Source organism: Marinobacter caseinilyticus, assembly GCF_011074955.1.
GTDB lineage: Bacteria > Pseudomonadota > Gammaproteobacteria > Pseudomonadales > Oleiphilaceae > Marinobacter > Marinobacter caseinilyticus.
In genome coordinates this window covers 242092-266805 of record NZ_WUQJ01000004.1, presented here as the reverse complement: position 1 = coordinate 266805, position 24714 = coordinate 242092, and the positions used below count along the sequence as shown (strand labels likewise).

19 protein-coding genes and 1 pseudogene are annotated in these 24714 nt (G+C 59.0%); 7 read left to right on the top strand and 13 right to left on the bottom strand.

What is annotated here, in order from left to right; translation table 11 throughout:
• Nucleotides 1-78 precede the first annotated feature (78 nt).
• From GRX64_RS01380 to GRX64_RS01350, 7 genes are read right to left on the bottom strand one after another with little or no spacing between them, the layout of a single operon-like run.
• Entirely contained in the window at nt 79-1338 is a 1260-nt protein-coding gene (locus tag GRX64_RS01380; protein WP_166263382.1) for an MSMEG_0569 family flavin-dependent oxidoreductase, read from the bottom strand.
• A gap of 12 nt (nt 1339-1350) precedes the next feature.
• A complete protein-coding gene (locus GRX64_RS01375; RefSeq protein ID WP_166263381.1) occupies nt 1351-1638 on the bottom strand; it encodes an MSMEG_0570 family nitrogen starvation response protein in 288 nt (95 codons plus the stop codon).
• Entirely contained in the window at nt 1638-2663 is a 1026-nt protein-coding gene (locus GRX64_RS01370; protein ID WP_166263380.1) for a sll0787 family AIR synthase-like protein, read from the bottom strand. Before GRX64_RS01370 ends, GRX64_RS01375 begins: the two co-directional genes overlap by 1 nt.
• Complete coding sequence (locus tag GRX64_RS01365) at nt 2660-3205, bottom strand: MSMEG_0567/Sll0786 family nitrogen starvation N-acetyltransferase (RefSeq protein WP_166263379.1); 546 nt, start codon at nt 3203-3205, stop codon at nt 2660-2662. The genes GRX64_RS01370 and GRX64_RS01365 overlap by 4 nt, the downstream gene beginning before the upstream one ends.
• A complete protein-coding gene (locus GRX64_RS01360) occupies nt 3198-4331 on the bottom strand; it encodes an MSMEG_0568 family radical SAM protein (protein WP_166263378.1) in 1134 nt (377 codons plus the stop codon). Before GRX64_RS01360 ends, GRX64_RS01365 begins: the two co-directional genes overlap by 8 nt.
• 13 nt (nt 4332-4344) lie before the next feature.
• Complete coding sequence (locus GRX64_RS01355; RefSeq protein ID WP_166263377.1) at nt 4345-5367, bottom strand: Nit6803 family nitrilase; 1023 nt, start codon at nt 5365-5367, stop codon at nt 4345-4347.
• A 51-nt stretch (nt 5368-5418) separates the two neighbouring features.
• On the bottom strand, nt 5419-5901 hold the full coding sequence (locus GRX64_RS01350; protein WP_166263376.1) for an MSMEG_0572/Sll0783 family nitrogen starvation response protein: 483 nt from the start codon (nt 5899-5901) through the stop codon (nt 5419-5421).
• A gap of 294 nt (nt 5902-6195) precedes the next feature.
• Here GRX64_RS01350 and GRX64_RS01345 point away from each other — a divergent pair, with 294 nt between their 5' ends.
• Nucleotides 6196-8115, top strand: a complete 1920-nt coding sequence (locus GRX64_RS01345) for a sigma 54-interacting transcriptional regulator (protein WP_235937478.1) — start codon at nt 6196-6198, stop codon at nt 8113-8115.
• A gap of 300 nt (nt 8116-8415) precedes the next feature.
• Nucleotides 8416-9351 carry an acyl-ACP desaturase gene (locus tag GRX64_RS01340; RefSeq protein ID WP_282433918.1) on the top strand — a complete coding sequence of 312 codons (936 nt, stop codon included), beginning with the start codon at nt 8416-8418 and terminating at the stop codon, nt 9349-9351.
• Between the two features lie 55 nt (nt 9352-9406).
• Here the strand turns inward: GRX64_RS01340 and GRX64_RS01335 are convergent, their stop codons facing one another.
• The 4 genes and pseudogenes from GRX64_RS01335 to GRX64_RS01320 form a co-directional block, all read right to left on the bottom strand.
• Complete coding sequence (locus GRX64_RS01335; protein WP_166263375.1) at nt 9407-10141, bottom strand: proteasome-type protease; 735 nt, start codon at nt 10139-10141, stop codon at nt 9407-9409.
• A 100-nt stretch (nt 10142-10241) separates the two neighbouring features.
• Nucleotides 10242-11027: a transglutaminase family protein gene (locus tag GRX64_RS01330; protein ID WP_166263374.1), complete on the bottom strand. Its 786-nt coding sequence runs from the start codon at nt 11025-11027 to the stop codon at nt 10242-10244.
• Nucleotides 11024-11962: an alpha-E domain-containing protein gene (locus GRX64_RS01325; protein ID WP_166263373.1), complete on the bottom strand. Its 939-nt coding sequence runs from the start codon at nt 11960-11962 to the stop codon at nt 11024-11026. The genes GRX64_RS01330 and GRX64_RS01325 overlap by 4 nt, the downstream gene beginning before the upstream one ends.
• Nucleotides 11956-13399 (bottom strand): annotated as a pseudogene (locus GRX64_RS01320) (circularly permuted type 2 ATP-grasp protein). The gene GRX64_RS01325 and the pseudogene GRX64_RS01320 overlap by 7 nt, the downstream one beginning before the upstream one ends.
• A 439-nt stretch (nt 13400-13838) precedes the next feature.
• Between GRX64_RS01320 and GRX64_RS01315 the strand changes: the two are divergent.
• Nucleotides 13839-14492 (top strand): glutathione S-transferase family protein, encoded by a 654-nt coding sequence (locus GRX64_RS01315; RefSeq protein ID WP_166263372.1) that lies wholly within the window; start codon nt 13839-13841, stop codon nt 14490-14492.
• A gap of 17 nt (nt 14493-14509) precedes the next feature.
• Here GRX64_RS01315 and GRX64_RS01310 read toward each other — a convergent pair whose 3' ends face one another.
• Complete coding sequence (locus GRX64_RS01310; RefSeq protein ID WP_166263371.1) at nt 14510-15541, bottom strand: acyltransferase family protein; 1032 nt, start codon at nt 15539-15541, stop codon at nt 14510-14512.
• A gap of 264 nt (nt 15542-15805) precedes the next feature.
• On the opposite strand from GRX64_RS01310, the gene GRX64_RS01305 reads away from it, so the two are divergent.
• The 4 genes from GRX64_RS01305 to GRX64_RS01290 all read left to right on the top strand — a co-directional run bounded on the left by GRX64_RS01305 (nt 15806) and on the right by GRX64_RS01290 (nt 23919).
• Nucleotides 15806-17020 (top strand): HD-GYP domain-containing protein, encoded by a 1215-nt coding sequence (locus tag GRX64_RS01305; RefSeq protein ID WP_166263370.1) that lies wholly within the window; start codon nt 15806-15808, stop codon nt 17018-17020.
• An 85-nt stretch (nt 17021-17105) separates the two neighbouring features.
• On the top strand, nt 17106-18173 hold the full coding sequence (locus GRX64_RS01300; RefSeq protein WP_166263369.1) for a beta-N-acetylglucosaminidase domain-containing protein: 1068 nt from the start codon (nt 17106-17108) through the stop codon (nt 18171-18173).
• Nucleotides 18174-18365: 192 nt separating this feature from the next.
• A complete protein-coding gene (locus GRX64_RS01295) occupies nt 18366-19292 on the top strand; it encodes a diguanylate cyclase domain-containing protein (RefSeq protein WP_166263368.1) in 927 nt (308 codons plus the stop codon).
• Between the two features lie 46 nt (nt 19293-19338).
• Nucleotides 19339-23919 carry a CHASE domain-containing protein gene (locus GRX64_RS01290; protein WP_166263367.1) on the top strand — a complete coding sequence of 1527 codons (4581 nt, stop codon included), beginning with the start codon at nt 19339-19341 and terminating at the stop codon, nt 23917-23919.
• Between the two features lie 65 nt (nt 23920-23984).
• Here the strand turns inward: GRX64_RS01290 and GRX64_RS01285 are convergent, their stop codons facing one another.
• The gene (locus tag GRX64_RS01285; protein WP_166263366.1) at nt 23985-24695 is read right to left on the bottom strand and encodes an SIMPL domain-containing protein; all 711 of its coding nucleotides are present in this window, start codon (nt 24693-24695) and stop codon (nt 23985-23987) included.
• Between the last annotated feature and the right edge of the window lie 19 nt (nt 24696-24714).

Below are 24714 nucleotides of genomic sequence, written 5' to 3'. Positions count from 1 at the left end.
GCTTGTGTCTGACAGACACCCGGCGCCCCTTCGCCGCTGGCGATGCCGGGTCGTGCAGAAAGCGCCGGTCGTCAGCCTTCAGGCGTAGGAGGCGTGCCGCTGGACAAGGGCCTCGGCAATGGTGTGGCTCAGATAGTCGGCGTCCCGCCCGACATGGTAGAACCGGCCAGAGCCCCAGGTGTTCATCCAGTTCAGACCCAGGAAATAAACTCCGGCGACCGGACTGACCCCGCGCTTTTGTAATGGAAAGCCCTCGCGGTCGGTCACCGGCAACTGAACCCAGTCGTAATTCAGGTGGAAACCTGTGGCCCACACGACCGAGGTGATATTGGTGGTGCTGAGGTCCAATCGGGTCACCGTCTCCGGCATGTAAGTGCTGTGAACATTGTCATCCTCCGGCGCGGCCAGACGGTTGCGCTGGATGTAGTCCTCAATGCCGTCGGCGATGCGCTTGGCAACGGCGTCGGCATGATCGAGGTTCTGTTTCAGGTCATCGTGAAACACGAGTTGGCCATCGCCTGCCCCCTTAAGCCGACCGTACAACTGCATACCCTGGCCGGCGAATACTCTCAGGTTGATATCGTGCCCGCCGTCCCGGCCGGTAACATAGTGATTGGTCGCGTGCGGTGCGTTGGCGCCGTCGGGGTGGTCATCGATGGTGGTGTCGTAGTAGTCCATTTCATCAAGCCAGTTGACCACATCGTTACCGCGATAGCGCCGGTGAACCCGGGGTGCCGACCCCACGCAAAGGTGTACTTTCCGGCCTTCCAGGTGGAGATCCTCGGCGATCTGACTGCCAGATTGTGCGGTGCCAACGACCAGAACATCCCCCGGCGGCAGTTGCCCGGGGTTCTTGTAGTCTCGGGAGTGGAGCTGGTGAATGTGGGCGGGCAAGCCCTCGGCAGCTTGAGGTATTCGGGGCTGGTGGTAGCCGCCGCAGGCGATGATCACCTGGTCGCTGGTGTAGTGGTGCTTGCCGCTCTGAACATGGAAGCGATCGCCCTTGCGGCTGAGCGCGGTCACCGGGCTGTGAAACACCACCGGCGGTTTGAAGAAGCGATAATAGCCTTCCAGGTACGCGATGATTTCCTCTTTCACCATAAAGCCATTGGGATCCTCGCCCTGATACGGATAACCCGGTAACTGACATTGCCAGTTGGGGGTCACCAGGCAAAAACTGTCCCAGCGTTCATCGCGCCAGGCGTGGGCGATGTCGCCGGATTTTTCCAGAATCAGGTAGTCAATGCCCTGCTGTTTCAGGCAGTAGCCCATGGCGAGGCCGGCCTGGCCGGCGCCGATAATGAGGGCGCTGACGTGCTTGGTGTCGATTTTAGTCATGGTGCTGTCCTGCTAACTGATGGCGGTGAGTTCGACGGAGCCGTCAATGTCCTGCTCCTGCAATTGGCGCAATTTCAGGCTGATTTTATCCAGCTCGGCACTGGCCGCGCTGCAGGTGTAACCGAAACGCTGGCGTACCCGCTCGGAGGCTGCATGGAGCGCGGCCTCAATAATGTGCTGGAACTCGGCCTGGCCATAGCGCGCACCCGGCTTGAGATGTTCGCGCACCACGGTGGACGGCGAGTAATAGATTTGGTTCTCGCCATCAGGCCAGGCGATTTTGAAATGAACGGCAGGCATCAGACTGCTCCCATGTGGGTGAGTGGCTGGTCGCGTATATCCCAGAATTCGGCCTCATCTCCGGCATGATCGAGACGGATCTTGCCATCGTCGGTAACTGAGCCTACCGGCTGGCAGGTCAGGTGGCTGCGCTGGAAGTAGCGAATCAGCGAAGGCACCTTGTCGGGTTCAACCACCAGCAGGAAGCCGTAGCTCTGGAAGGCCCGCAGCCAGCGCATGAGCTCGCCCCGGGGCCGGGGAATAGCGCTGAGGTCCAGAGACGCGCCACAACCGGTCAGCTCCAGCATCATAATGAGGGTGCCGAGTACGCCGCCATTACTGATGTCCTTGGCGGCGACGGCGAGACCCTCCTCGGCCAAAACGGCTGGCACTTCCCATTGGGCGCGAATCTGTTCCGGTGATTTTCCCTGGGTGCAGCCCCAGTAAGGCAGGTCGCCATGCCAACTGCCGGTGAGATCGCTGAGCATGAACAGGCGATGGCCAGCCTTGAGGTGATAGCATGACAGCAGATGGCTGGCGTGGCCTGTAATGGCCACTGCCAGCCCGGGGGTGTACCCCGTCTGTATGCTGCTGTGGCCGCCGGCGAACGCAACCCCGAACACGTCGCAAGCACGCTTCATGTGGTGCAAAAGCACCCGGCTGTCGGCATGGTTGTTGTGCCAGTAGGCGTTGACAATCGCCATTGCACGCCCGCCCATGGCGGCAATGTCACTGACGTTGACCATCACCGACGACCAGCCGGCGGCTTTCGGGTCGTGCTGCACAAATGCCGGTAGCATGCCCTCCATCGCCAGCAGCTGGTAACCGTCGCCGGTTTTGAATGCGGCGCAGTCGTCACCGGGCATGGCATAGCGTTGGGTCAGGCTCAGGCCCTCGCGTTGACCACGTGAACCCGCCGCCCACTGAATCGACCGTTTGGCGGCTATTTCCGGCAGCGCGCGGAGCTGATCGCAGAGCGCATCCAGCTCACTCTGCCGGTTGGTCGCCCAGCCGCCGCCAGACGATCGCAGGGCCAGGGACTTCATGCGCCTCGCGCCAGCAAAGGGTAAGCGGACAGGTCCGCCTGCATCCGTGCGTGGGGCCGGCCGGCCACCGTGAGATACTCGACGGTGTGCCAATGCAGGGCCTGAAAGTAGGCCTCGTTCTGGCGCTGCACATTGGCCAGAAACCGGGTGCCGCCGAGTGCTTTGGCGCGACAGACCGCCTCGTTGATCAGGCCTTTGCCGATCGAACGGTAACGACGATACGACGCGGCGACACAGAGACGACCTCCGAACCACAGCTGTTCATGACTTGTTGCATCGGTCACCGGGTAAATCCGGACTGCGCCGACCACGTCGTCACTCATGCCGCAGTTGGACGCCAGGGCAATGATTGCAATGGCGCGGAAGTCGTCCGCGTCCTGCTCCTGATGGGGCAGAATTTTCTGTTCGCGGGCAAAAACCTCCCGACGCAGGGCAAAATACCGCTGTTTTTGCCAGGAAGTTGTGGCCACCTGGACCTGTATTTCGGGTGAGCGAAACGCATCGAAGGGGCTGTGATCAATCGCATACTGGCGCTCAGTCATGAGCTGTCTCCTGTTCCAGATGAGTCACTGGCTCGGCTGTTTCATAGTGCTTCAATGTTGAGCAGGCACCGCATTTGGCGCAGCCAGCCTTCAGGCTGTCGGAGGTGATGCCCCGGTGCACCAGTTCGGGTCCCAGCACCTTGAAGATGCGCTCCAGCATGGCCGGATCCGGCATTGGATAGTGGGCCAGGGGCGTGCCGGCGACCGGAACGAAAGGCACCACAAACGGATAAACGCCCATCGCCGTCAGCTGCAGGCACATGTCCAGAATTTCCTGTTCGGTATCGCCCAGCCCGGCCAGAATGTACGTGCTGACATTGCCCCGGCCGAACACGGTCACCGCGGCCGCAAAGGCCGACAGGTAGCGCGCGATGGGCACAGAGGCCTTGCCGGGCATGATGGCCTTGCGAACCCGGTCGGTGACCGCTTCCAGATGCATGCCGAGGGCGTCGATACCGGCATCCTTCATGCGTTGGAACCAGACATCGTCGTCTGGCGGCTCGCACTGCGCCTGAATTGGAACATTGACCACCGCTCTGACCGCCGCGGCGGATTCGGTCAGCACGGCGGCACCGCGGTCGAGGGTTTTGGGCGTGCCGGTGGTCATGATCATCTGGCTGATGCCGTCCAGCTCGACCGCGGCACGCGCCACCTCTGCCAGCTGCGCAGGGGTCTTGTGGGCAGTGGTGGTGCCGTTTTTCAGTGACTCCTCAATGGCACAGAATTGGCAGGAGGTATCCCGGTTGCGATAGCGCACGCAGGTTTGTAATACCGTAGTCGCCAGCACGTCGCGGCTGTGCAGGGTTGCGATGTGGGAGTACGGCGTGCCGTCGGCGGTGGTCAGGCCATAGAAGCGGGGCGTGCCGGGTGAGGAGGTTTTTCCGATCAGCCGGTCATGCTCGAAGATCAGGATTTCCTCAGCCTCTTCGCCCGGCCGGGCGCTGAACGGTGATGTTGCAATCTGATCACTGTAGACCGGCACCATGGCAGTCTGGCCGTCAATGGTCAGGGCCTTGTGGTCAGTAGGCCCGGCGCCGCCGATGCGGGCCAGTCCGAGTGTGTCGGGCTCGTCCCACCGCACACCTCGGGCTTGAATGCGGGTTAACTGCTGCTGATTGAGGGTCATGGTCGGGCTCCAGTCACTGGCCGTTCAATTCAGAGCCGGTGTGGGTCTGCTCGTCGGGCGGGGAGGTTTCGGGTGCGTGTTGGGTCGGCGGATCATGGGGTGGTCCCATGGGCTGGCAGTGACGGGTGGCGGTGCGGTCAATGAGCAAACTGAGCAGCTCGGGCCGGCTGTAGTGACCGACCGAATCCATCATGCGTTTACGCTTGTCGATCAGGCCGAAATCAAGCTCTGCAACGCAAGCGCCTTCGCCGGACTCGCTGCGCAGCGGCGTGCCCAGCAGTTTGCCCTCCGGTGACACAATGGCGGTGAAACATCCGCCACTGATGCCGGAAACAGGGCCGCCGGTGTCGTCGGCAATCTGTTGTTGCTGTTCCGGCGACAACCAGCTGGTGGCGTTCACCACGAAACAGCCGGATTCCAGGGCGTGATGGCGAATGGTGACTTCAATTTGCTCGGCAAATATCTCGCCCACCAAAGAGCCTGGAAACATTCCGATGTGGATTTGCTCGTGGTCCGCCATCAGGGCGTATCGAGCCAGCGGATTGTAATGCTCCCAGCACGCCAGGGAACCGATCCGGCCGATTCGGGTGTCGACCGCATGCAGGCCGGAGCCGTCACCCTGCCCCCAAATCATGCGCTCGTGGTAAGTCGGTGTGATTTTACGCCGGCGCTGCACCAGTGAGCCATCGGCGTCGAACAACAGCTGGGTGTTATACAGGGTGCCGCCCTCGCGCTCGTTGACGCCCACTGACACCACCATGCCGGCGGCCCGGGCGGCTGCGGCAATCTGTTCGGTTGCGGCAGACGGCACGGTTACCGCTTCCCGCATTAACTGCAGGTGCTGTGGGCCCATGGCGTAGGGCGGCTGGATAAACGAAAAATAGGGGTAATAGGGCACCAGAGTTTCCGCAAACACGGCAAGCTCCACGCCTTGGCGGGCGAGGTCTTCAATCCAGTGGCAGATTTTATTGACGGTGCCCTCACGGGAGTAGAGCACCGGGCTGCACTGGACAGCGGCTGCGATTACATGACTCATGGTGAACCCTATGTTGCTGACTGTTTCATGGTGCGAGATTGAGGCCCGGATTCAGGAGGTCCAGGTGTGCACCACGAAGGCTTTTTCTTTGGCCATCAACAGCTGAAGGTCCATTACATCCAGCGGGTTAATAGGGCGAATGCCTTCAATCAACGCTTTTTCGGTCTGGCCATACAGGGCCTGCAGGGCAAAGCGGCAGGCATAGACTTCGCCACCTTCTTCCATAAAGGCCTTGAGTTGGTTGTTGCAGGCAAGATGCCCGGGAAAGGCTTCATCACCGAGCTTCGGGAAGCCGCGCTGAACGCCCAGCTGGACGCCCGGTCCGTAAAGCAGGATCTTGGTTTCGAAGCCCTTGCGCAGGAGGCGCTTGGCTTGCAGCAGGTTGACCAAACCGATGGAGCCCTCGAAGGCGATGGTGTGGAAGGTGACCAGGGCCTTGGCACCGGGCTCGGCCTGGACGTCCTCGAAGACTTTCTCTTCGTAATCAACCAGAAAGTCGCCGTCCTGATGTTGGGGTTTGTTGACTGCGGGCATAGGGGTATTCCTCTTGTTCAGGTGTCGTTCAGGATTGGGTATGACGGGGTTGGGCCGCACGTGTCGGCCTATGTCCCTTGATGCTGTATTGCGAGCGCCATACCAACTTTTATCCGGGCACTGGACATCGTTACAGGCACCCCATCGAAACCCTTGCGCCACAAGGTGTTGGGCGCATCAACTTATTTTGGTGTGATCCGGACCGGCGCCACAGCGGTATCTAAAGAGACAACGCAATTGCGCATAAATACGCAAAGGCGTAGGTTGCTAGTACGCAGGTGAGTAGTGAGGGTGATGATGTTGGATACCAATGATTCGACCGACGAGTGGGGCAAGCTGGCCTATTGGATGCGCAATGCTGCCTTCGAGCAGTGCCCCGAGCCATTGATGCTGCTGGACCCCAAGGCCAACCAGTACATTGATTGCAATATTGCGGCCTGCGAATTGTTGGGCTTCAGCCGTCAGGCCATTCTCAAAATGCCGATAACCGGGATACACGGCCGTGAACTGGGGCAGCTCATTGTGTTTACCGAGCAGGTATTGACTCAGGGGCGGGCCAAGAGCAACCGGATTTCCTGTCGCCTGCACAACGACGAACATATTCCAGTCGAGCTGTTCGGTGCTCGTACGGTGATCAAGAATCGCGAATACCTGGTGGTGGCGATGCGGGATATCTCATCGGACGAGCGGTTCCGGGATCAGGCCGAGGCTGACCGCATCCTCCGGGGCGGGCTGCTGGAATGGAAGCACCTGCAGTCCATCTTTCACCAGGACGAACGCGACAATCTGCTGATGCTGACTTCGGTTGGGGATGGCATTTATTGTGTTGATACCAACGGTCTGTGCACCTTTATCAACCCCGCCGCCCAACGCTTGCTGGGGCGCAGTGACGACGATGTCCTGGGTCAGAATATTCACTACGTGCATCACCATACCCGTGAGGATGGCCGACACTACCCTGTCGAGGAGTGCCCGATCTACGCGGCCATTCGCGATGGGGTTGTGCACGAAGGTGTTCAGGAGGTGTTCTGGAAGCACGATGGCACGCCGTTCCCGGTCGAGTTCACCAGCACACCGATCATCTCGGACAGCAGCATCATCGGGGCGGTCGTCGTGTTTCGGGATATTCGCGCGCGGGTTGAAACCGAACAGCAATTGCGCGATGCCCTGTCGGAACTCGGCGAGCTGAAGGAGCGACTGGAAGACGAGAACGCCTACCTGCAGCAAGAGTTTCTGATTGAGCAGAAGTACCATGGCATCCTCGGCGACAGTCCTGCCGTCAAGCGCATCTTCCAGCAGATTGAGTTGGTGTCGCAAACCGAAGCCAACGTGCTGATCACTGGCGAGTCCGGCACAGGTAAGGAGCTGATCGCGCGGGCCATCCATGAAGCCAGTCCGCGTTGCGACAAACCAATGATTCGAGTGAACTGCGCCGCTATTCCGCACGAGCTTTTCGAGAGCGAGTTCTTTGGCCATATTCGGGGTGCCTTCACCGGTGCGTTCCGCGATCGGGTTGGTCGGTTCGAATTGGCCAATGGTGGCACACTGTTCTTGGACGAAGTCGGTGAAATTCCGCTGGAGTTACAGAGCAAGCTTTTGCGGGTGTTGCAGGAAGGCCAGTTGGAGCGGGTTGGCGAAGAGCGCACCCGGCAGGTGGATGTGCGCGTGGTGGCCGCCACCAATAAAGACCTGCGTCAGGAGATTGAGCAAAGTCGGTTCCGGGAAGACCTGTACTTCCGCCTTAACGTGTTTCCAATTCATTCGCCCCCGCTGCGCGAGCGTGACGATGACATTGCCATGCTCGCCAACCATTTGGTGAGCCAGGCCAGTCAGAAGTTCGGGAAAACCCAGTGCAAGTTGCGCCAGGTTGACCTGCGTCGATTGCAGGCGTACGCGTGGCCGGGCAACATTCGGGAATTACAGAATGTGGTGGAACGCGCGGTCATTACCTCGCGCGGCGATCGCCTGACCTTTGATTTGCCTCTGGACGCCGACAGCCGGCCGCCGGCAAGCACTCTGGCCGCCGAGTCTGAGGCGCTGATTGTGACCGATGAGGAGATGCAGGAGCGTGTTCGCCAGAACATGCTGCAAGCACTGGAGAAGTGTCAATGGAAGTTGTTTGGCGACAACGGTGCGGCCGTTTTGCTGGGCATGAAACCGACCACGCTAACCTCTCGAATCAAGCGCCTTGGATTGAAACGGGAGCCGGGCTAACGCCGGGTTTTTGTGAGTACAATGCCACCTTTGTGTAACTTGCCTCTGGCGGAATAGGGGTGCTAGTTTGGGAGCAGTATTGATCGCTCCCCATGATGACATTATTAACAGCCCAAATTGGCAAGGCTGTCGTGATAAGACTATCTTGAGAGCATCGTGGCAACGTTTTTATGGGTGCCGGCACGGCGGTAAGTGGCCCTGCATGTCCCCAGACAAAGGTTTGCCGCCATTCCGCTACAGGAGGCGCACGCCATTACTATTACATCGGCTCAGAAAACATCACCTCCGGCAAAGACCGAGGTGCTGGCTTCACTGGAACCCCTGGTCGAAAGGAACATGGCTCGGCACATCGAAGAGCGCAAGCTCTGGATGCCCAGCGATTTCATGCCTGCCAGTGAAGAAATGTCGGCAGAACAGGAGCGGGAGCTGCGGGAATTGCCTGATCGCGTGCGCGGGATACCCGATGCGGTGCGAGTGTCGTTGGCACTGAACCTGCTGACCGAAGAAGGTCTGCCGCATTTTCACCGCCTGATCGCGGTCTACATGGGCAGTGGCAATGCCTGGGCGCGCTGGAACTTCCTGTGGACAGCGGAAGAGGATCGCCATGGCTGTGTCCTGCACGACTATGTGCGCGACGCCCGGCTGTTTGATATGAAAGCGTTTGAGCGCTTGCAGTATCAATACCTGGAAGCCGGTTTTGATCCGGAATGGCACAACGACCCCTACCAGTTGCTGGCCTACACCAGCCTGCAGGAGCGTGCGACCCAGTCGGCCCATGCCAACACCGGTAAGCTGGCCGCCAAGTACGAACCCAAGATTCAGCGCATTCTGGGCCACATTGCCGCAGACGAGTCGCGTCACTTCCGGTTTTATCGCGATGCCTTTATCGGGTTGCTGGAAGTGGACCCGACCCGCGCCATGGAATCGGCACTGAAGGTGATGCCGCGGCTGGCAATGCCGGGTCATACCATTGGTGGGTACATTGAAATGGCGGAAGTGGTGCGTCGGGCGGATATTTATGGCCCACGGGATTACCGCAAAGTGGTGTCTGAATGTCTCGAGGCATGGGGTATTGCCGACTTACGGCCCGAGGATGCGGCCGGACGGGAGGCTCAGGATAAGTTGATGGCGGTACCTGCGCGTCTGGACAAGCTGGCGGACATTCTTGAGCGTCGCACCAAAAGCAAAGGCTTTTCGTTCGAGTTTCTGTACCAGCGCGGCCTTGATTTCGACTAGTCGAGCCGTCGCAAACGCCGTGGCCACTCAGCGTTGTCACGGCGTTTGAGTTTTCTCAGCGCAGATTGATGTCCGGCACCGGTAGCCGATCAATCAAATCGCGAATGCCTTGATTCCATTGTTGCCGCAGCTCCCAGAAGTAGCGGTCGTCCTGCTCAATGCGAGCGCTGAAGAGCGGCTCGAGATCGTCCTTTCGATAAATCATCACATCAATCGGCATGCCCACCGACAGATTGCTCTTCATGGTTGAGTCGAAAGAGATCAGGGCACACTGATACGCCCGGTCCAGTGGCGTAGTGAACCCCAGTGCCCGGTCCAGCACCGGCTTGCCGTATTTGGCTTCACCAATCTGGAAGTAGGGCGTTTCCGGCGTGGCCTCGATGAAATTGCCTTCCTGATAGATATGAAACAGTTTCGGTGCTTCACCGCGAATTTGTCCGCCCAGGATCATGGAACAGGTGAAGTCGACCTGACTGGCCTCGCCTGCCGTGGTGTGATCCCGCCGGACGACCTCGCGCAGGGTTTCGCCCAGCAGCTCGGCGGCCTCAAACAATGATGTGACATTCAACAGATTCGGCGTGTCCGAGCCCAGCCGTTTTTCGAGCATGCTGATCACGCTCTGGCTGGTGGCCAGATTGCCGGCGGTCATGATGGTCAACAAGCGCTCACCCGGCTGCTTGAAGGTGTGCATCTTGCGGAAGGTGGAGATTTGGTCGAACCCGGCATTGGTGCGGGTATCGGACGCAAACACCAGCCCATCGGCCAGGCGCATGGCAACACAGTAGGTCATTCGGGGCTCCTTCGGCGGTGAGGCATGCCGCTATTCTATCGGTAAATGCGCCGGAAGCATCGTGATATTACGGGTTTGTTGTGGCTCGGGGCTGCAACTTCTACTGACTGTCCGTCATCCTGGATACCCGGGCCACCGTGTTGAGTACTTCCACCCCGCCGCCTCGGCGAACACCTCGGACGGGGGCGGCATCCAGATAGTCGAGGCCCACCGCCAGCTTGATGTGGCTCTCGGCAACGTTGAGGTTGTTGACCACATCAAAGGTGTGCCAGTTTTGCCCCAGAAAGGCTTCGGCCCAGGCGTGAGTGGCAATGTGTTGGTCATCGTGTGAATGGACATAACCGCTGACATACCGCACCGGCACGCCAATGTAGCGGCAGCAGGCGATAAAGATATGGGTATGGTCCTGACATACTCCGGCATTCAACTGGAAGGCTTCCGCAGCCGTATGGGTTACGGTGGTGGCGCCGGGGGTAAAGGCAATCCGGTCGCAGATCTGCTTCATCATCCGCAGCAGGCTGCGCTTGTTGGCTGAGAACTGTTTCGCAAAGGCTTTCAGCTCTGCGTCCGGTTCGGTCAGGCGGGTGAATCGCAAGAGCACCTGGGGCGGAAACGCCGAGTCGTTGAGGGCCAGAGGCTTGCCAGTCAGCTCAACCGTGCCCTCGGCGGTGAGGGTGATTTCCGACAGGGCTTCATCCAGTGTCATGACTGTGACTTGATTACCAAAGCCGTCGGTCATCTGGCTGACGTCACCCGGCGTCGTCAGTGTCCAGTCGAGGATCTTCTGTTGGGCCGTGTTACGGGGCCGCAGCCGGATGTACTGGATGCCACCCTGTACCGGGGTTTCGTAGCGGTAGACCGTGTCATGTTGAATACGAAGCTTCATGTCTGCCACCCCATGTAGTCGTTCTGAATTTGTGCTGCGATGCGCTGGATTCGAGTGAGGAAATCCGCCAGGTACTTGTCGAGCCCATGCTCCGCGATGTAGTCCCGGTCGCCGTAACGGATATTGGAATACAGGCTGGTGGCCAGGCGCTTGGCGCGCCGGCCCCGGTCACCTTCGATGGCTTCCAGAAGCTCTGCGATCGCCTGCAGGCAGGCGTGCAGCGAGCGTGGTACATCTGGGTTCAGCACCAGCAGCTCGGCCACATTCAGCGGGTCAATGTTGTGACCATAAACGGTTTGGTAGGCTTCATAGGCAGCCAGCGAATGCAGCAAGGCGTTCCATTCGAAAAATGGCCGCGATGCCTGATCGTTTTCCGGCAGCAAGGCCAGCTGTTGGCGAATGTTCAACATTCGGGCGGTGGTGTCGGCCCGCTCAATAAAGGTGCCCAGCCGAAGAAACCGGAAGGCGTCATTGCGCAGCAACGTACCGTACGCGGCGCCACGGAATTCGTGGGAACGTGCCCGGGTCCAGTCAAACACTTGGCTGGCGGACGATTCCGTCACGCCTTGCTGACGCAATTCGCGGAATTCCAGCCAGGACAGATTGATGCTTTCCCAGACGTCCGCCGACAGGTTGCCGCGGACCTGCAGGGCGTTGTCCCGGGCGATCCTGAAAATATTATAGACGCTGCCGGGGTTGCGGTCGTCCAGCAACACGAAGGTGATCAGATTCTGGGGATTAAGTTCGTCGTACAGACTGTTGAAGGTGTCCTGGCTGCCCGTCACCAGCAACGGTACCGAGAGCTGTTCTTCGCGGTCTTCGGGCACGTCGATCAGGGCCATGGTCAGGCTGATGTCCAGCAACCGGGCCTGGTTTTCGGCGCGTTCAAGGTAACGGGCCATCCAGAACAAGCTTGAGGCAGCGCGGCTCAGCATACTTCGTCCTCCAGCACCCAGGTGTCTTTGGTGCCACCACCCTGGGATGAGTTCACCACCAATGAACCTTCCCGCAGTGCCACCCGGGTCAAGCCGCCGGGTACCATCTGGATTTTCTTGCCGGATAACACGAACGGCCTCAGGTCCAGATGCCTCGGCGCAATGCCTTTTTCCACAAAGGTGGGGCACGACGACAGGCACAGGGTGGGTTGGGCAATGTAGTTGTCAGGCCTGGCCTTGATGGCGTGGCGGAATGCCTCCCGCTCCTTGCGGTCCGCGGCCGGGCCAATGAGCATGCCATAGCCGCCGGCGCCCTGGGTTTCTTTCACCACCAGTTTGTCGAGGTTGGCCAGCACATGCTTGAGGTCGTCCGGCTTGCGGCATTGCCAGGTCGGCACGTTTTTCAGGATGGGTTCCTCGCCCAGATAGAACCGGATCATATCCGGGACATACGGGTAGATCGACTTGTCGTCGCCAACGCCCGTGCCCATGGCATTGGCCAGGACCACATTGCCACTGCGATAGGCGGCGTAGAGCCCGGGGACGCCAATCAGGGAATCTGGATTGCCAATGAGCGGGTCGAGGAAGTCGTCGTCAATGCGGCGGTAGATGACATCAATCTGGCGGGCGCCGGACGTGGTCTTCATAAAGATCTTGTTGTTCCGCACCAGCAAATCCGGACCTTCGACCAGCTCAATGCCCATCTGGCGTGCTAAAAACGCATGTTCAAAATAAGCGCTGTTGAAGCGCCCGGGAGACAACAGCACCACGGTTGGGTTCGGGTTGAGTGAGGACGCCCGCAGGGTTTCGCTCAACAGAGCCGGGTAATGATCGATGGGGGATACCGGCGTCTGTGCGAACAGCGTGGGAAACAGCCGCATCATCATGCGCCGGTTTTCCAGCATGTAGGAGACTCCGCTGGGGCAGCGCAGGTTGTCCTCCAGGACATAGTAGTCGCCGTCGCTGTGCCGAATCAGGTCGATGCCGGCGATGTGCACATAGATATTGCGAGGCAGCTTGAGCCCCTGCATGCCGGGCTGGTATTGCGCGTTGGCAAACACCTGCTCGGCGGGAATCAGTCCGGCCCGAACGATGTCGTACTCATGATAGATGTCGTACAGGAACCGGTTTAGTGCCTGCACACGCTGCCGGAGTCCGGCCTGCAAGCGATGCCATTCGCTGGCGGAAATGATGCGGGGAATCAGGTCAAACGGAATCAGGCGATCGGTGCCTTGCTCTTCGCCGTACACATTGAAGGTAATGCCCAGGCGCTGGAACAATACATCCGCTTCTCGGCGCTTCTCGGCGCTTATCGGCGATCACGCTCTCATTGGAGTTGAGCAGCCAGTCCTTCAGGACCCCGCAGTGGGGACGTATGTTGTGTTGATCGTCAAAGATTTCATCGTAGGCGCCAGCGGACGGTTTGTGTATTTTCATGATGACGACACTCACTCCTGCAGCCTTCGTAATGCCGAGCAAGAAACGGAGGCTGGCCCTGTTGTGCATGAACCACATGGTGTGGCGTACTGCCAATTCCCTGCAATCGTCGCGCCACCGCCACTTTCAGGGGCTTTTTGGGGCCTCGGGCGGGTCGGTCAGAGCCACAATGGCGCAACTGCACCGGGGGCGTGCCAAAAGAGTGCGCAATGCCTCGGTGCTGACCCAGGGAGTGGTTGGCAGCGACCCTGTTGAGCGTTATGCCACGCTAATCCGTGATGAGCTTTTTTTACCCGGCCAGCGGCCAGGGGCCTGGCATCCTGAGCCGACAAAGCGCCGCCTGGGTCACACAGCGTCCGCAGGAATTGGGTTATAGTCTGCTGACATCCATCCTCTTTTGATATTCCAGATCGCCTATTGCGGCAAAGGAGTGCGGTTCATGAAATTGGTTATTGGTAACAAGAATTATTCATCCTGGTCGCTACGGCCCTGGTTGTTGTTGTCGGCGTTTAATGTGCCTTTTGAAGAAATTCAGGAATCGTTGGCACCGGATGGCCTGCCACAGCGTTTCGCGCGTTATTCACCGACCCGTCGGGTGCCGGTATTGATGGATGGTGACCTCGCCGTGTGGGATTCCCTGGCCATTTGCGAGTATGTGTCGGAGCAATATCTGGACGGCCGCGGATGGCCGGCGGAGATGTCGCAGCGTGCCCGTGCGCGCTCCGTTTGTGCAGAGATTCACGCCGGTCTGAGCGGGCTACGAAGCGCACTGCCGATGAACTGCCGGGCACACCGGCATGTGGACCTGTCAGCCGCAGCCGCAGCCGATGTTGCGCGGGTAGACGCCATGTGGTCGGACTGCCTGGCGGCAAGCAGCGGCAAGGGTCCCTGGCTGTTTGGTGAGTTTTCCATTGCGGATTGTTTCTACGCCCCGGTGGCGTTGCGGTTTCTAACCTACGACGTCGAAATATCCGAGGCAGCGCAGGCCTATGTCTCGCAGTTACTGGGCCACCCCAGTGTACGACGGTGGCTGGCGGACGCTCAGCGGGAGACCGAAGTCATCGACAATGATGAAGCCGGCACTCCGGTCTGATCGATGCCGGTCGAGCGTCAGGATGTCATCGCTGTTTTTGCCACCTGGGACTGCCGCTTAAGGCGGAACCAACGCAGGGCCGGCTGTTCAATCCAGCGCTGGATTGCGGTTGCCAGCACCAGGGCCACGCCAAACGCGAGGGCGATACCAACCCAGCCCGGTAAACCGGCGGCGTAGCTCCAGTGAATCACACCGTAGCCAATGTTCTGGTGCACCAGATAAAGGGCGTAGGAGATGCTGCCCAGCCAGAGCAGTGGCCGATTCGCAAGCCGGTTGAGGCGGCCGGATACCGCCAGCACAAAAATCCCATAACAGCCCAGTACAAAAACACTGAACGGCGCTTTGTAGGCCACCAGGCAGTGACCAATCGCGAGCGCCAGCAACAACAGGTCTGGCCACGGGAGTCGGCGATAGCGATGCCACTGGTAGATCAGCATTCCGCTGACAAACAAGGGCGCATAGCGGGTAAAAAGCAGGTCCTTCACCAGGAATTCATAGTCATCGGGGATCGCTTTCCACATCATCACGGCCGCGTAGCTGACCAGGACCCAGACCCAGAACACCGCCCGCAAGGCGCGACCGTTGCCGAGCGTGTAGAACAGCAGCGCCATCCAGACATAGAACGTGGCCTCCACCACCAGGCTCCAGTAGGCACCATCGACGTGGGGGCGCTCCAGGTATTCGTGCAGCAGTGTGACGTTCAGGAGAGCGTCAACAAACGAGACTGCCCGGTCGTCGGGCCCCAGCAGATGCACAGAGACAAAGGTCACCACAATTCCGGCCCAGAGTGCTGGCAGCAACCGAAAGGCCCGCGCCAAACCAAACCAGCCCGCGGTCGAGGTGCGCTCCAGAGTCATGAAAATCACGAACCCGCTGAGCATGAAAAACAGGTGTACGCCGTAGCGACCAAAAGACAATACCGACCAGGGGGTGAATCCGTGACCATAGAGTTTGTCGTAATAGGGAATATAATGAAAACAAACGACCACCAGCGCCGCCATGCCGCGAAGCGCATCAAGTGCTTGTAATCGTTGTGCGGGCTGGTTCATGGTCAGGGTCCGGCAAGAATTTGTGCTGACCCAGTTTAGGCGCGAATGCGTGTCAGCCCTAGTGAGTTTCCATACCATTGTGTAATGACCGGCTGGCGGTCAGCTAAGAAGTGATTGACAACTGGCGGCCAGCGGTGATCACAGGTCACCCTTGGCTGCCTTTATGACCAACGGGGCAGGGGCTCCGTCTCATCATCGGGGTTGCTGCCATTCACGGGAGTGCCTCTTTTGGCCAGGTAACGGCCACCTTGCGTCGAGTGAGTGATGATTAAACGAGTTCCCATTGATGATGTGCGAGTCGGAATGTATGTGTCCGATCAGAACAACGATTGGATACCGCACAATACCCGTAATCGCCGAGGCGTCATCCGCAACGAAGAAACCGTCGAGAAGATGCGGCAAATGGGTGCCCAATTTATTTACATCGACACGGACCGTGGCCTGGATGCGGTCCATGCTGAGCCCGCAGCCGATGTGGCGGACCGCAATGAGGCCTTGCTGCAGAGAGCGGCCGCAGCGGCCCCGGCCATGGCCACGCGCAATGCGGTCAGTGTGGTGGATGAACTGGGTGCGGCGCAGGCCATTCACAGCGAGGCCCAGGCGCTGGTGGGCCAATTGATGGGTAAGATCAAGGAAGGGCATCCCCTGGAGCTGGACCCGGTTGGTGATCTTGCGGATGACTTGCTCGATTCGGTGTTTCGAAATCACAATGCCCTGAGCTGTCTTGGTAAAATTCGCCAGAAAGACAATTACTTGCTGCAGCACTCCGTCAACCTCAGCGTGTTGATGTCCATTTTCGGCAAGTCGGTTGAACTGTCTCGGGAGACCATGCGGGAAACCGTGATCGGTGCGCTGCTGCACGATATCGGCAAGATCCTGACGCCAGATGAGATTCTTCACAAACCGGGTCGACTGAACTCGGACGAGTTTCAGATCATGAAGCAGCATGCCGGCCACAGCCGGGATTTGTTGTCCAGCACGCCGGGCATTGGTCGCATCGCCTTGCTGACCGCTGGTGAGCACCATGAACGGATGGATGGATCCGGTTACCCGGATGGCCTGACGGGTGCGGCGATTTCAGTGTACGGCCGCATGGTGGCGATTACCGATGTGTACGACGCCATCACCTCCGACCGGGTCTACCATAAAGCCATGACGCCGACGCAGGGTCTGAAAAAGTTGCTGGAATGGAGCGGCGATCATCTGGACCCCCAACTGGTGCGACATTTTATTCGCTGCATCGGTATCTACCCGGTCGGTTCGCTGGTGTTACTGGACAGTGGTCGCCTGGCGGTAGTGGTCGAGACCAACGAACACGATCAGCGCCTGCCGCGGGTCAGGGTGATGTACCACACCCGCTTTCGTCAGGCGATACCGGTAGAGACCATTGATCTGGCGGCGGCAAAAACTCAGGACCGGATCATCCGTGCTGTTGATCCCGTGGACTATAAATTGGATATTCAGCCTCTGTTGAGTTGAGCGATGGCTCTGCCGGCGGCGGGACGAAAACGAAAGGATCAGTGCTTATGACGACTCGAATACACGCGCCACAGGGACGGTTTTGATGGCTTTTCAGCTTGGCATCATCGAGGGCTTTTTCGGACAGCCCTGGAGCTGGCAGGAACGGCAGCAAGTGTGCGGTTTCCTGGCTCAACACGGTTATGGTTTTTATCTGTATGCCCCGAAAGCCGATGTCTTCCTGCGCCGTCGTTGGCAGGAGCCTCATCCGCCGGCAGAGGCCAAGGCACTGACGGCGTTTGGGGCATTCTGTCGGTCTCAAGGTGTGCGTTTTGGCGTTGGCCTGAGCCCCTATGAGGCCTACCGACAGTTCGATCAGACCGCCCGTGATGCACTGGCCCGAAAATTGGCCGCCTTCGACGAGATGGGCGTGGAGGACCTGGCATTGCTGTTTGACGACATGAGTGGCGACAGCCCCGAACTGGCGGACCGTCAAGCGGAGATTATTCACTGGGCCAAAGGCCAGAGCAACGCCAGCCGAGTGCTGACCTGCCCGAGCTACTATTCTGATGACCCGGTATTGGACCGGGTGTTTGGTCGCCGCCCGGATGATTATCTAGAGCGTCTCGGTGAACTGCTGGACCCGGATGTCGAGGTGTTCTGGACCGGCGAAGAGGTCTGCGCCAGAGAGGTGTCGGTCGGTCACCTTGACCGGGTTGCGAAACAACTTCGGCGCAAGCCATTTTTGTGGGATAACTACCCGGTCAATGATGGTGAACGGATGTCCCGCTTCCTGCATCTGCGCGGGTTTACCGGCCGGCCGGCGACGCTCCGGGACCATCTGGCGGGTCACGGCATCAACCCGGCCCTGCAGCCCACGCTGAGCTGCATTCCGGCACTCACGCTGGCCGAAAGTTATCGGTCTGGGGCAGACTATGAATACGGTCAGGCCCAGACCCGGGCCTCGCAGCTCGTGCTCGGCGAAGAACTGGGCGGTGCGGTTGGCGCCGATCTGCTGACGCTCCAGGATGCCGGTCTGGACCGGTTGAGTGACACCAAAAAAGCCCAGTTGCGAGCGCGCTACGCTTGTTACGAGCACCCCGGCGCAGCAGAAATTGTACGTTGGCTGGCGGGAAACTACGGTGTCACGGACGAACAGGTTAAAACACAGTAGCGGGACACTGAGGCGTGTGCCGATAAGCCGTTACACTCACAGCGCAGGGTAGACAGGCGGTCGGGCTCGGGCCCCCGAACCACACAGGGTATGGTCTAGAATAGAGCAAACCAGGCAATGGGCGGGCTCATCGTTCGCTGCAACAGGGCTGCACTTGGTAAGCCCTTCCACTCAATAAACGAGAGAGCATTGGTGTCGATTCCAAATCCCAAAAGTGTCATCCTCATTGTTGATGACAACCCCGAGACCATTCAGTTGCTCAGCGCCCAATTAAAACATAAGGGCGACATACTGTTTGCAACCAATGGTCGTGACGCGATTGCGCTGGCGGAGCGGGAAGTGCCGCACCTTATTCTGCTCGATATGGACATGCCGGACATGAGCGGCGAAGAAACATGCCGGCAGCTCAAAAGCAACCCGCTTACCCGTGCCTGCACCGTGATCTTTATTACCGCCCATACCAGCACTGAAATGGAACTGGCGGCCTTCGAAGCCGGGGCCGTGGATTTCATCTGCAAACCGTTCAACCCGACGGTGGTCAATGCCCGGGTCAGGACACACCTGACCCTCAAGCATCAGTCCGATTCCTTGCAGAGCCTTGCCAACCGTGATGGCTTGACGGGCGTCTACAATCGGCGCTTTTTCGATCGTAAACTGGATGAAGAATTCAAGCGCCATACGCGTCACGGCAGCCCTTTGGCAGTCGCCTTGCTGGACATTGATTTTTTCAAAGCCTTCAACGACGGGTACGGCCACCCGGAGGGCGACAGCTGCCTGATTCGTGTGGCAGAGGCTCTCAGCAGCGGATTTCGCCGCCCCGGCGAAGTGTTTGCCCGATTTGGTGGTGAAGAGTTTGCCGTTATTCTGCCTCACGCGGATCCCGAGTCGCTGTATGCCGTTGGCGACTGGATTTGCAAACTGGTAAGAGAGTTGGATATTCCCCACGCGTACTCCTCGGTAGCACCTCACGTGTCCGTCAGTGTCGGGATTTCGGCCTTGCCATCCGGCCAAGATCAAACAGTCAAAGACCTGATCGCATCGGCCGACGCCGCACTCTACCGTGCAAAAGCGCATGGACGTAACCGGAGTGAAATCGCTTCTGTGGTGTCGGATCTGTAGCGTGTCGTCCAGTGCGACCAATGAAATGTCTGAACGGGATACTGATATGTCGCGCACGTCCGCAGCGCTTTTGCCACCCAAATTACCGCTGGCAGTCTCCGTGCCCTTGTTGGCATTGCTGTACTTCCTGACGGCCCACTTCAGCCTGAAACTTGCCTTTGCCGCCACCAATGTGTCGCCGGTCTGGCCGCCGTCAGGACTTGCCGTTGCTGCCTTGATTATTCTGGGTGTGCGAGCATGGCCGGCCATCACTCTGGGTGCTTTTATCGCCAATATGGTCAGTTTTTCGTCAGACGCCGGTGTGAGTGCACCGATGGTGATGACCTCTGGCGCCATTGCCATTGGCAATACCCTTGAGGCGTTGGCGGGCGCAATGCTGATCAAGCGCCTGTGGGCTGCCTCCGAACCTTTTGACCGGGTTGCCAATGCCTTCCGTTTTGTGGTGATTGCCATTGGCGTTTGTCTGATCAGTGCGGCTATTGGCAGCCTGGCGCTGATGATCGGTGGGTTTGCACCGATGTCGGCGATGAAGACTATTTTGCTGACTTGGTGGCTCGGGGACGTCGCCGGTGTCTTTATGTTGACGCCCTTGCTGCTGGCCTGGGCTCGGCCACTGCGGGCCAGACCAACGGCCGCCAATGCGGTGTCCCTGGTGCTGCTGGTGGTTGCTGTGGCGACCGTCAGTTTCATGGTGTTCAGCGACTGGGGTCGGGTCGATCGCGTCGATCGTCTGCTGGTATTCCTGTACCTGCCATGCATCGCCTATGCGGCTTACAGTCTGGGTTTGCGGGGTGTGTCTCTGCTGGTGCCCAGTGTGGTCGCGATTGCGGTGTCTGCGACACTGGCCGGCGTCGGGCCGTTTATTTTCGGGACGGTGAACGCGTCGTTAATCGCTCTGGACAGCTTTATTCTGCTGTGGGTCGTCTGCGGCCTGGTGCTGGCGGCGGACGTCTCCGAGCGCCGTCAGGACAGTGATTTTCAGCCCCGGGACTTGCTATTGCCGTGGTCGGCTATGATCGCCGCGCTGGGATTGACCGCGGTTGTCTGGTATCTCACCAGCCTGACCGTGGAAGAAAACGCCAGACGCCAGTTCCACTCCCTGACCACGACCATCAATGCCCGTGTGGAAGATCGTATGCGGGATTATGAACAGGTTCTTCGTGGCGGTGCCGGACTGTTCAATTCCTCCCAGAATGTCACACGCGACGAGTGGTTTCGTTACGTGTCCGATCTGGAGTTGACTGAAAGTTACCCGGGTATCCAAGGTGTGGGTTTTGCCACTTACCTGACGAGCGAGACTGAAAAAGAAGCGTTTGTAAGCCGGGTTCGCGCTGAAGGGTTCGAGAATTTCGAGCTCAGGCCTCGTGGGAACCGTTCGGCTTATATTCCTGTGACCTATCTGGAACCGTTTGATTGGCGAAACCAGCGCGCGCATGGTTACGACATGTATTCGGAGGCCGTGCGTCGTCGGGCGTTGGCCAAGGCGCGGGATACCGGTGAGACCACATTGTCGGAAAAAATCACCCTGGTGCAGGAAACGTCGGTCGGCACCCAGGCCGGGTTCCTGATGTACCTGCCCATATACTATGGCGGCGTGGTGCCTGAGACCGTGGCACAGCGCAAAGACCTGATGCGTGGTGTGGTGTATAGCCCCTTCCGCATGGCGGATTTAATGGGCGCCATCCTGGCGGACAGCTTTTCCGATGTGGCGTTGGAAATATTCGATGGCACCGATGCCGATCCGGACAAGCTGCTTTACCAGAGTACGAAACAACCCGCGCTGGACACGTCGTCGATACTGTCCGTGCCTTATGAGGATTTTGAACCGATCACGGTTGCGGATCGACAATGGGGCGTGCGCATCCGTTCGCTGCCGGCCTTTGAACGGGCCATTGACCGCGAAAAATCGCAGATTGTCTTGGTCAGTGGTGTCCTGATCAGCCTGTTGCTGTTTTCCTTTGTGAGGATGCTGGTGGTCACCCGCGCCCGCTCACAGGCCCATGCGAAACAGATGACCACGGCCCTGAGGGAGTCGGAAGAGAAGTTTGCCACGCTGGCTGAAACCGCGGCCGAAGCCATCTTCATCGTCGATGATCAGGGCCACATACTGTCGAGCAATCCGGCCGCGAGCAAAATATTTGACTACTCGCAACAAGAATTCAGGGGCATGTCGTGGCTGAAGCTGGTGCCCACCGACGATATCAAAACCCGCCTGGATGAATTCCGTAACATTACCCAGACCCAGTCCCGGCGCACATCCTGGGGGCGGGTGATTCAGTCCCAGTGTCTGCGTCGGGATGATGAGGTCTTCCCGGTGGAATTTTCCATCTCCCACTGGGTGGCCAATGACCACCATTTCTACGGGGTCATCTTGCGCGACACCACCGAGGCCAAACGCGCAGCGCAGACCCTGGAAACGGCGCGGGAAGTGGCAGAGGCCGCCAGTCGGGCGAAGAGCGAATTCGTTGCCAATATGAGCCATGAAATCCGGACCCCGATGAACGCTGTCTTGGGTATGACTCAGATTCTGGCCCGCACGTCGCTGAGCGCGGACCAGCGTAATTATCTGGACATGGCTCACAAGGCGGGCCAGTCGCTGCTGGAAATTCTGAACGACATTCTCGACTTTTCGAAAATCGAGGCCGGTCGTATGGACATCGTGCCGGTGACGTTCGATTTGGATGAGGTGATTCGAAGTCTTGCCAATATCATGGCGGTTGAGGGCGCCAACAAAGATCTCAAACTGGCCATTGGCGTTGAGCCGGATGTGCCGCGCAGGCTGGTTGGTGATGAATTACGGATTCGGCAGGTTCTGGTCAATCTGATCACCAACGCCATCAAGTTTACCGAGCAGGGCGAGGTCGCCATGCTGATTGAGCGTGTCGCGGAGGATGGGCCAAATGTCACCTTGCGTTTCCGCATCCGGGATACCGGCATCGGCATGACCGAGGAGCAGCAGGAACGGCTGTTTTCGGCATTCACCCAAGCGGACACCTCCATGACCCGGCGATTTGGCGGCACCGGATTGGGCCTGGCAATCTCGAAACAGCTACTGGATCTGATGGGTGGCACCATCGATCTGCGTAGTGAGGAATATCAGGGCACGGAGTTCATCGTGGAACTGGGTCTGACCTTGGCCCAAGGCCGTGTGACTGCCAATAACCCGGTCCCCGATGGCGGTCTCAGAACGCTGGTGGTGGATGGCCATGACACCAGCCGGGACTATATCGGCATGACGTTTGAAAGCTGGAACTGGCACTTTGATACTGCGGTGTCGGCGGATGAGGCACTGAAGCTTGCGCAACAAGCCAGTGAGGCAGGCGAACACTACCAGTTGGTGCTGGTCGGGCGGGCGGTGTTGACCACTCAGCCCGGGTTGATCGATTCAATTCGAGGTGTCGGCCAGGACCAGCGGCTTATTGTGATTCTGATGATTGAGTCGCATGACCAGCGGCACCCGGTCAACGTGATTGACATTGGCCAGGCCGATGCGGTGCTGGTGAAGCCGGTCACCAGTTCGCACCTGTTTGATCGCTTGCATGAAATTATAGACCTCCGCCAGGGTGGCGGTATGTTGGACGCCGCGGAGGCGTTCGATGGTCTGAAAGGCAGCCTGAACCGGGCGCGGTTGCTGTTGGTGGAAGACAATCCACTGAACCAGACGGTCGCCAGGCAGTTGCTGGAATACGCCGGGGCCGATGTTGTCCTGGCCGAGAATGGCCAGCAAGCGGTCGATTACCTGCGACAACACAGCGCCGAGTTTGATGCGGTATTGATGGATGTCCAGATGCCGGTCATGGACGGCTTGACCGCGACCGGGATCATCCGGTCAGAACTGAAACTGGGCCTTCCGATATTGGCGATGACCGCCGGTGTCCTGGAATCGGAACGTCAGCGCTGCACCGAGATCGGAATGAACGACTTTATTGCCAAACCCATCGTCGAGGGGCAAATGGTCTCGGTGATCCAACAGTATCTGAACGCCGCTTCCGAACAACCCACCCTGGTCGGACACGAGGGCGCTGATGATGACCGGGACGTGTTATCAACCGCCAATCTTGACCGCCTGCTGGAAGTTGCCTCCGCGAACCCGGCGCAGGCACAAGTGATTATGGGCATTGTGCGCACAATGGTGGAGCGTGGTCCGGGCCCGATAATCCAGGCCCGAACGGATTGGCAGGAGGGTCGTCCGGAGGATTCTGTGTTCGCCTTGCACAAACTCAGAGGCTCGGTTGGCAGTTTGGGCGCCCTGGCGTTTGCGGAGGTTGCCGGCAAGCTGGAGGGCCGGATCAGGGAAACCCCGGCGGCTGTATCCGAGGCGCAGTGGCAAGACGTGGAGACAGCGTTCAGCAAGGCACTGGCGGCGATGAGTCAATGGCTGCGTTTCCAGAACGGTCAGAACCAGGCCGCTGCCAGTGCCGATCTTGAAGTAAACCCACAACAATTGACTCAGCTAAGAGATTGGTTGGCGCAGCAAAACATGGAAGCGCAAACGCTGTACGCTGAGATGAAAGCCGCGCTTGGGGAAGTTCTGAGTGCATCGGAGATGGCGGCTCTGGATGAGGGCATGGCTCGCCTGGATTATCAGATGGCCTTGCAGATTCTGGCGTCGCTCGAGCGGGCCTGATCGGCCGACCGTTGCCATGGAGACAGCGCTTGTCGCCATGGCAGCTCAGGCCGGTTGCGCCGTTGTCAGTTCAGGTAGTACTCAACGGTGGACACCACACGGACTGTTTTGACCGGTTGTTGCGCCTCCACAATGCCGGGCGCCTGGTCCCGGGGCAAGATCTGGAAAACCCCCTGGTTGGCACGGCGCAGTTCTCCCAGCTCGGTGGCCGCATCGGCGGCAAACTGCTTGGCTGACTCTCGGGCTGCGGCGGTCGCTTCCGCAATCATGGCGGGTTTGATGGCGTTCAATCCACTGTAGATATAGGTCGGACCGCTGGGGCCGTAATCCGCCGACAGCACCACGCCGGAGTCCACCAGTTCGCCCATTGCCTGGCTGGCCTGGCGCACCTTATCAATGTCGGGGGTGCGGACCATCAGGGTGCTGTTGATGATAAAACGCTGACTGTTGGCATTACCCTGGAAAGGATTGGCCTGAGTATCGGTGACATCCAGACGCTGCAACTCCACCGCGTCCTGGGCGATGGCTTGCAGTTGCAGGAATGCCATGATGGAATCCCGGCTGCTGCGGGCCTGTTGCTGGGCTTCAGCCAAGGTATCACCGGTGGCAATGAAGCGCAGCGGCCACAGCGCGAGGTCTGCCGTCACTTCCCGTTCCGCAACGCCCTTAACCGTAACAAAGCGGTCACCGGTCCGCAGGTCTCTCAGGCCCTGGCCGATCAGCATCGCGGAGGCGACCACGGCAATACTCATTATCAAGGCAGCTACAGTGCGCACAGCCGTTTCCTTTTGCAGT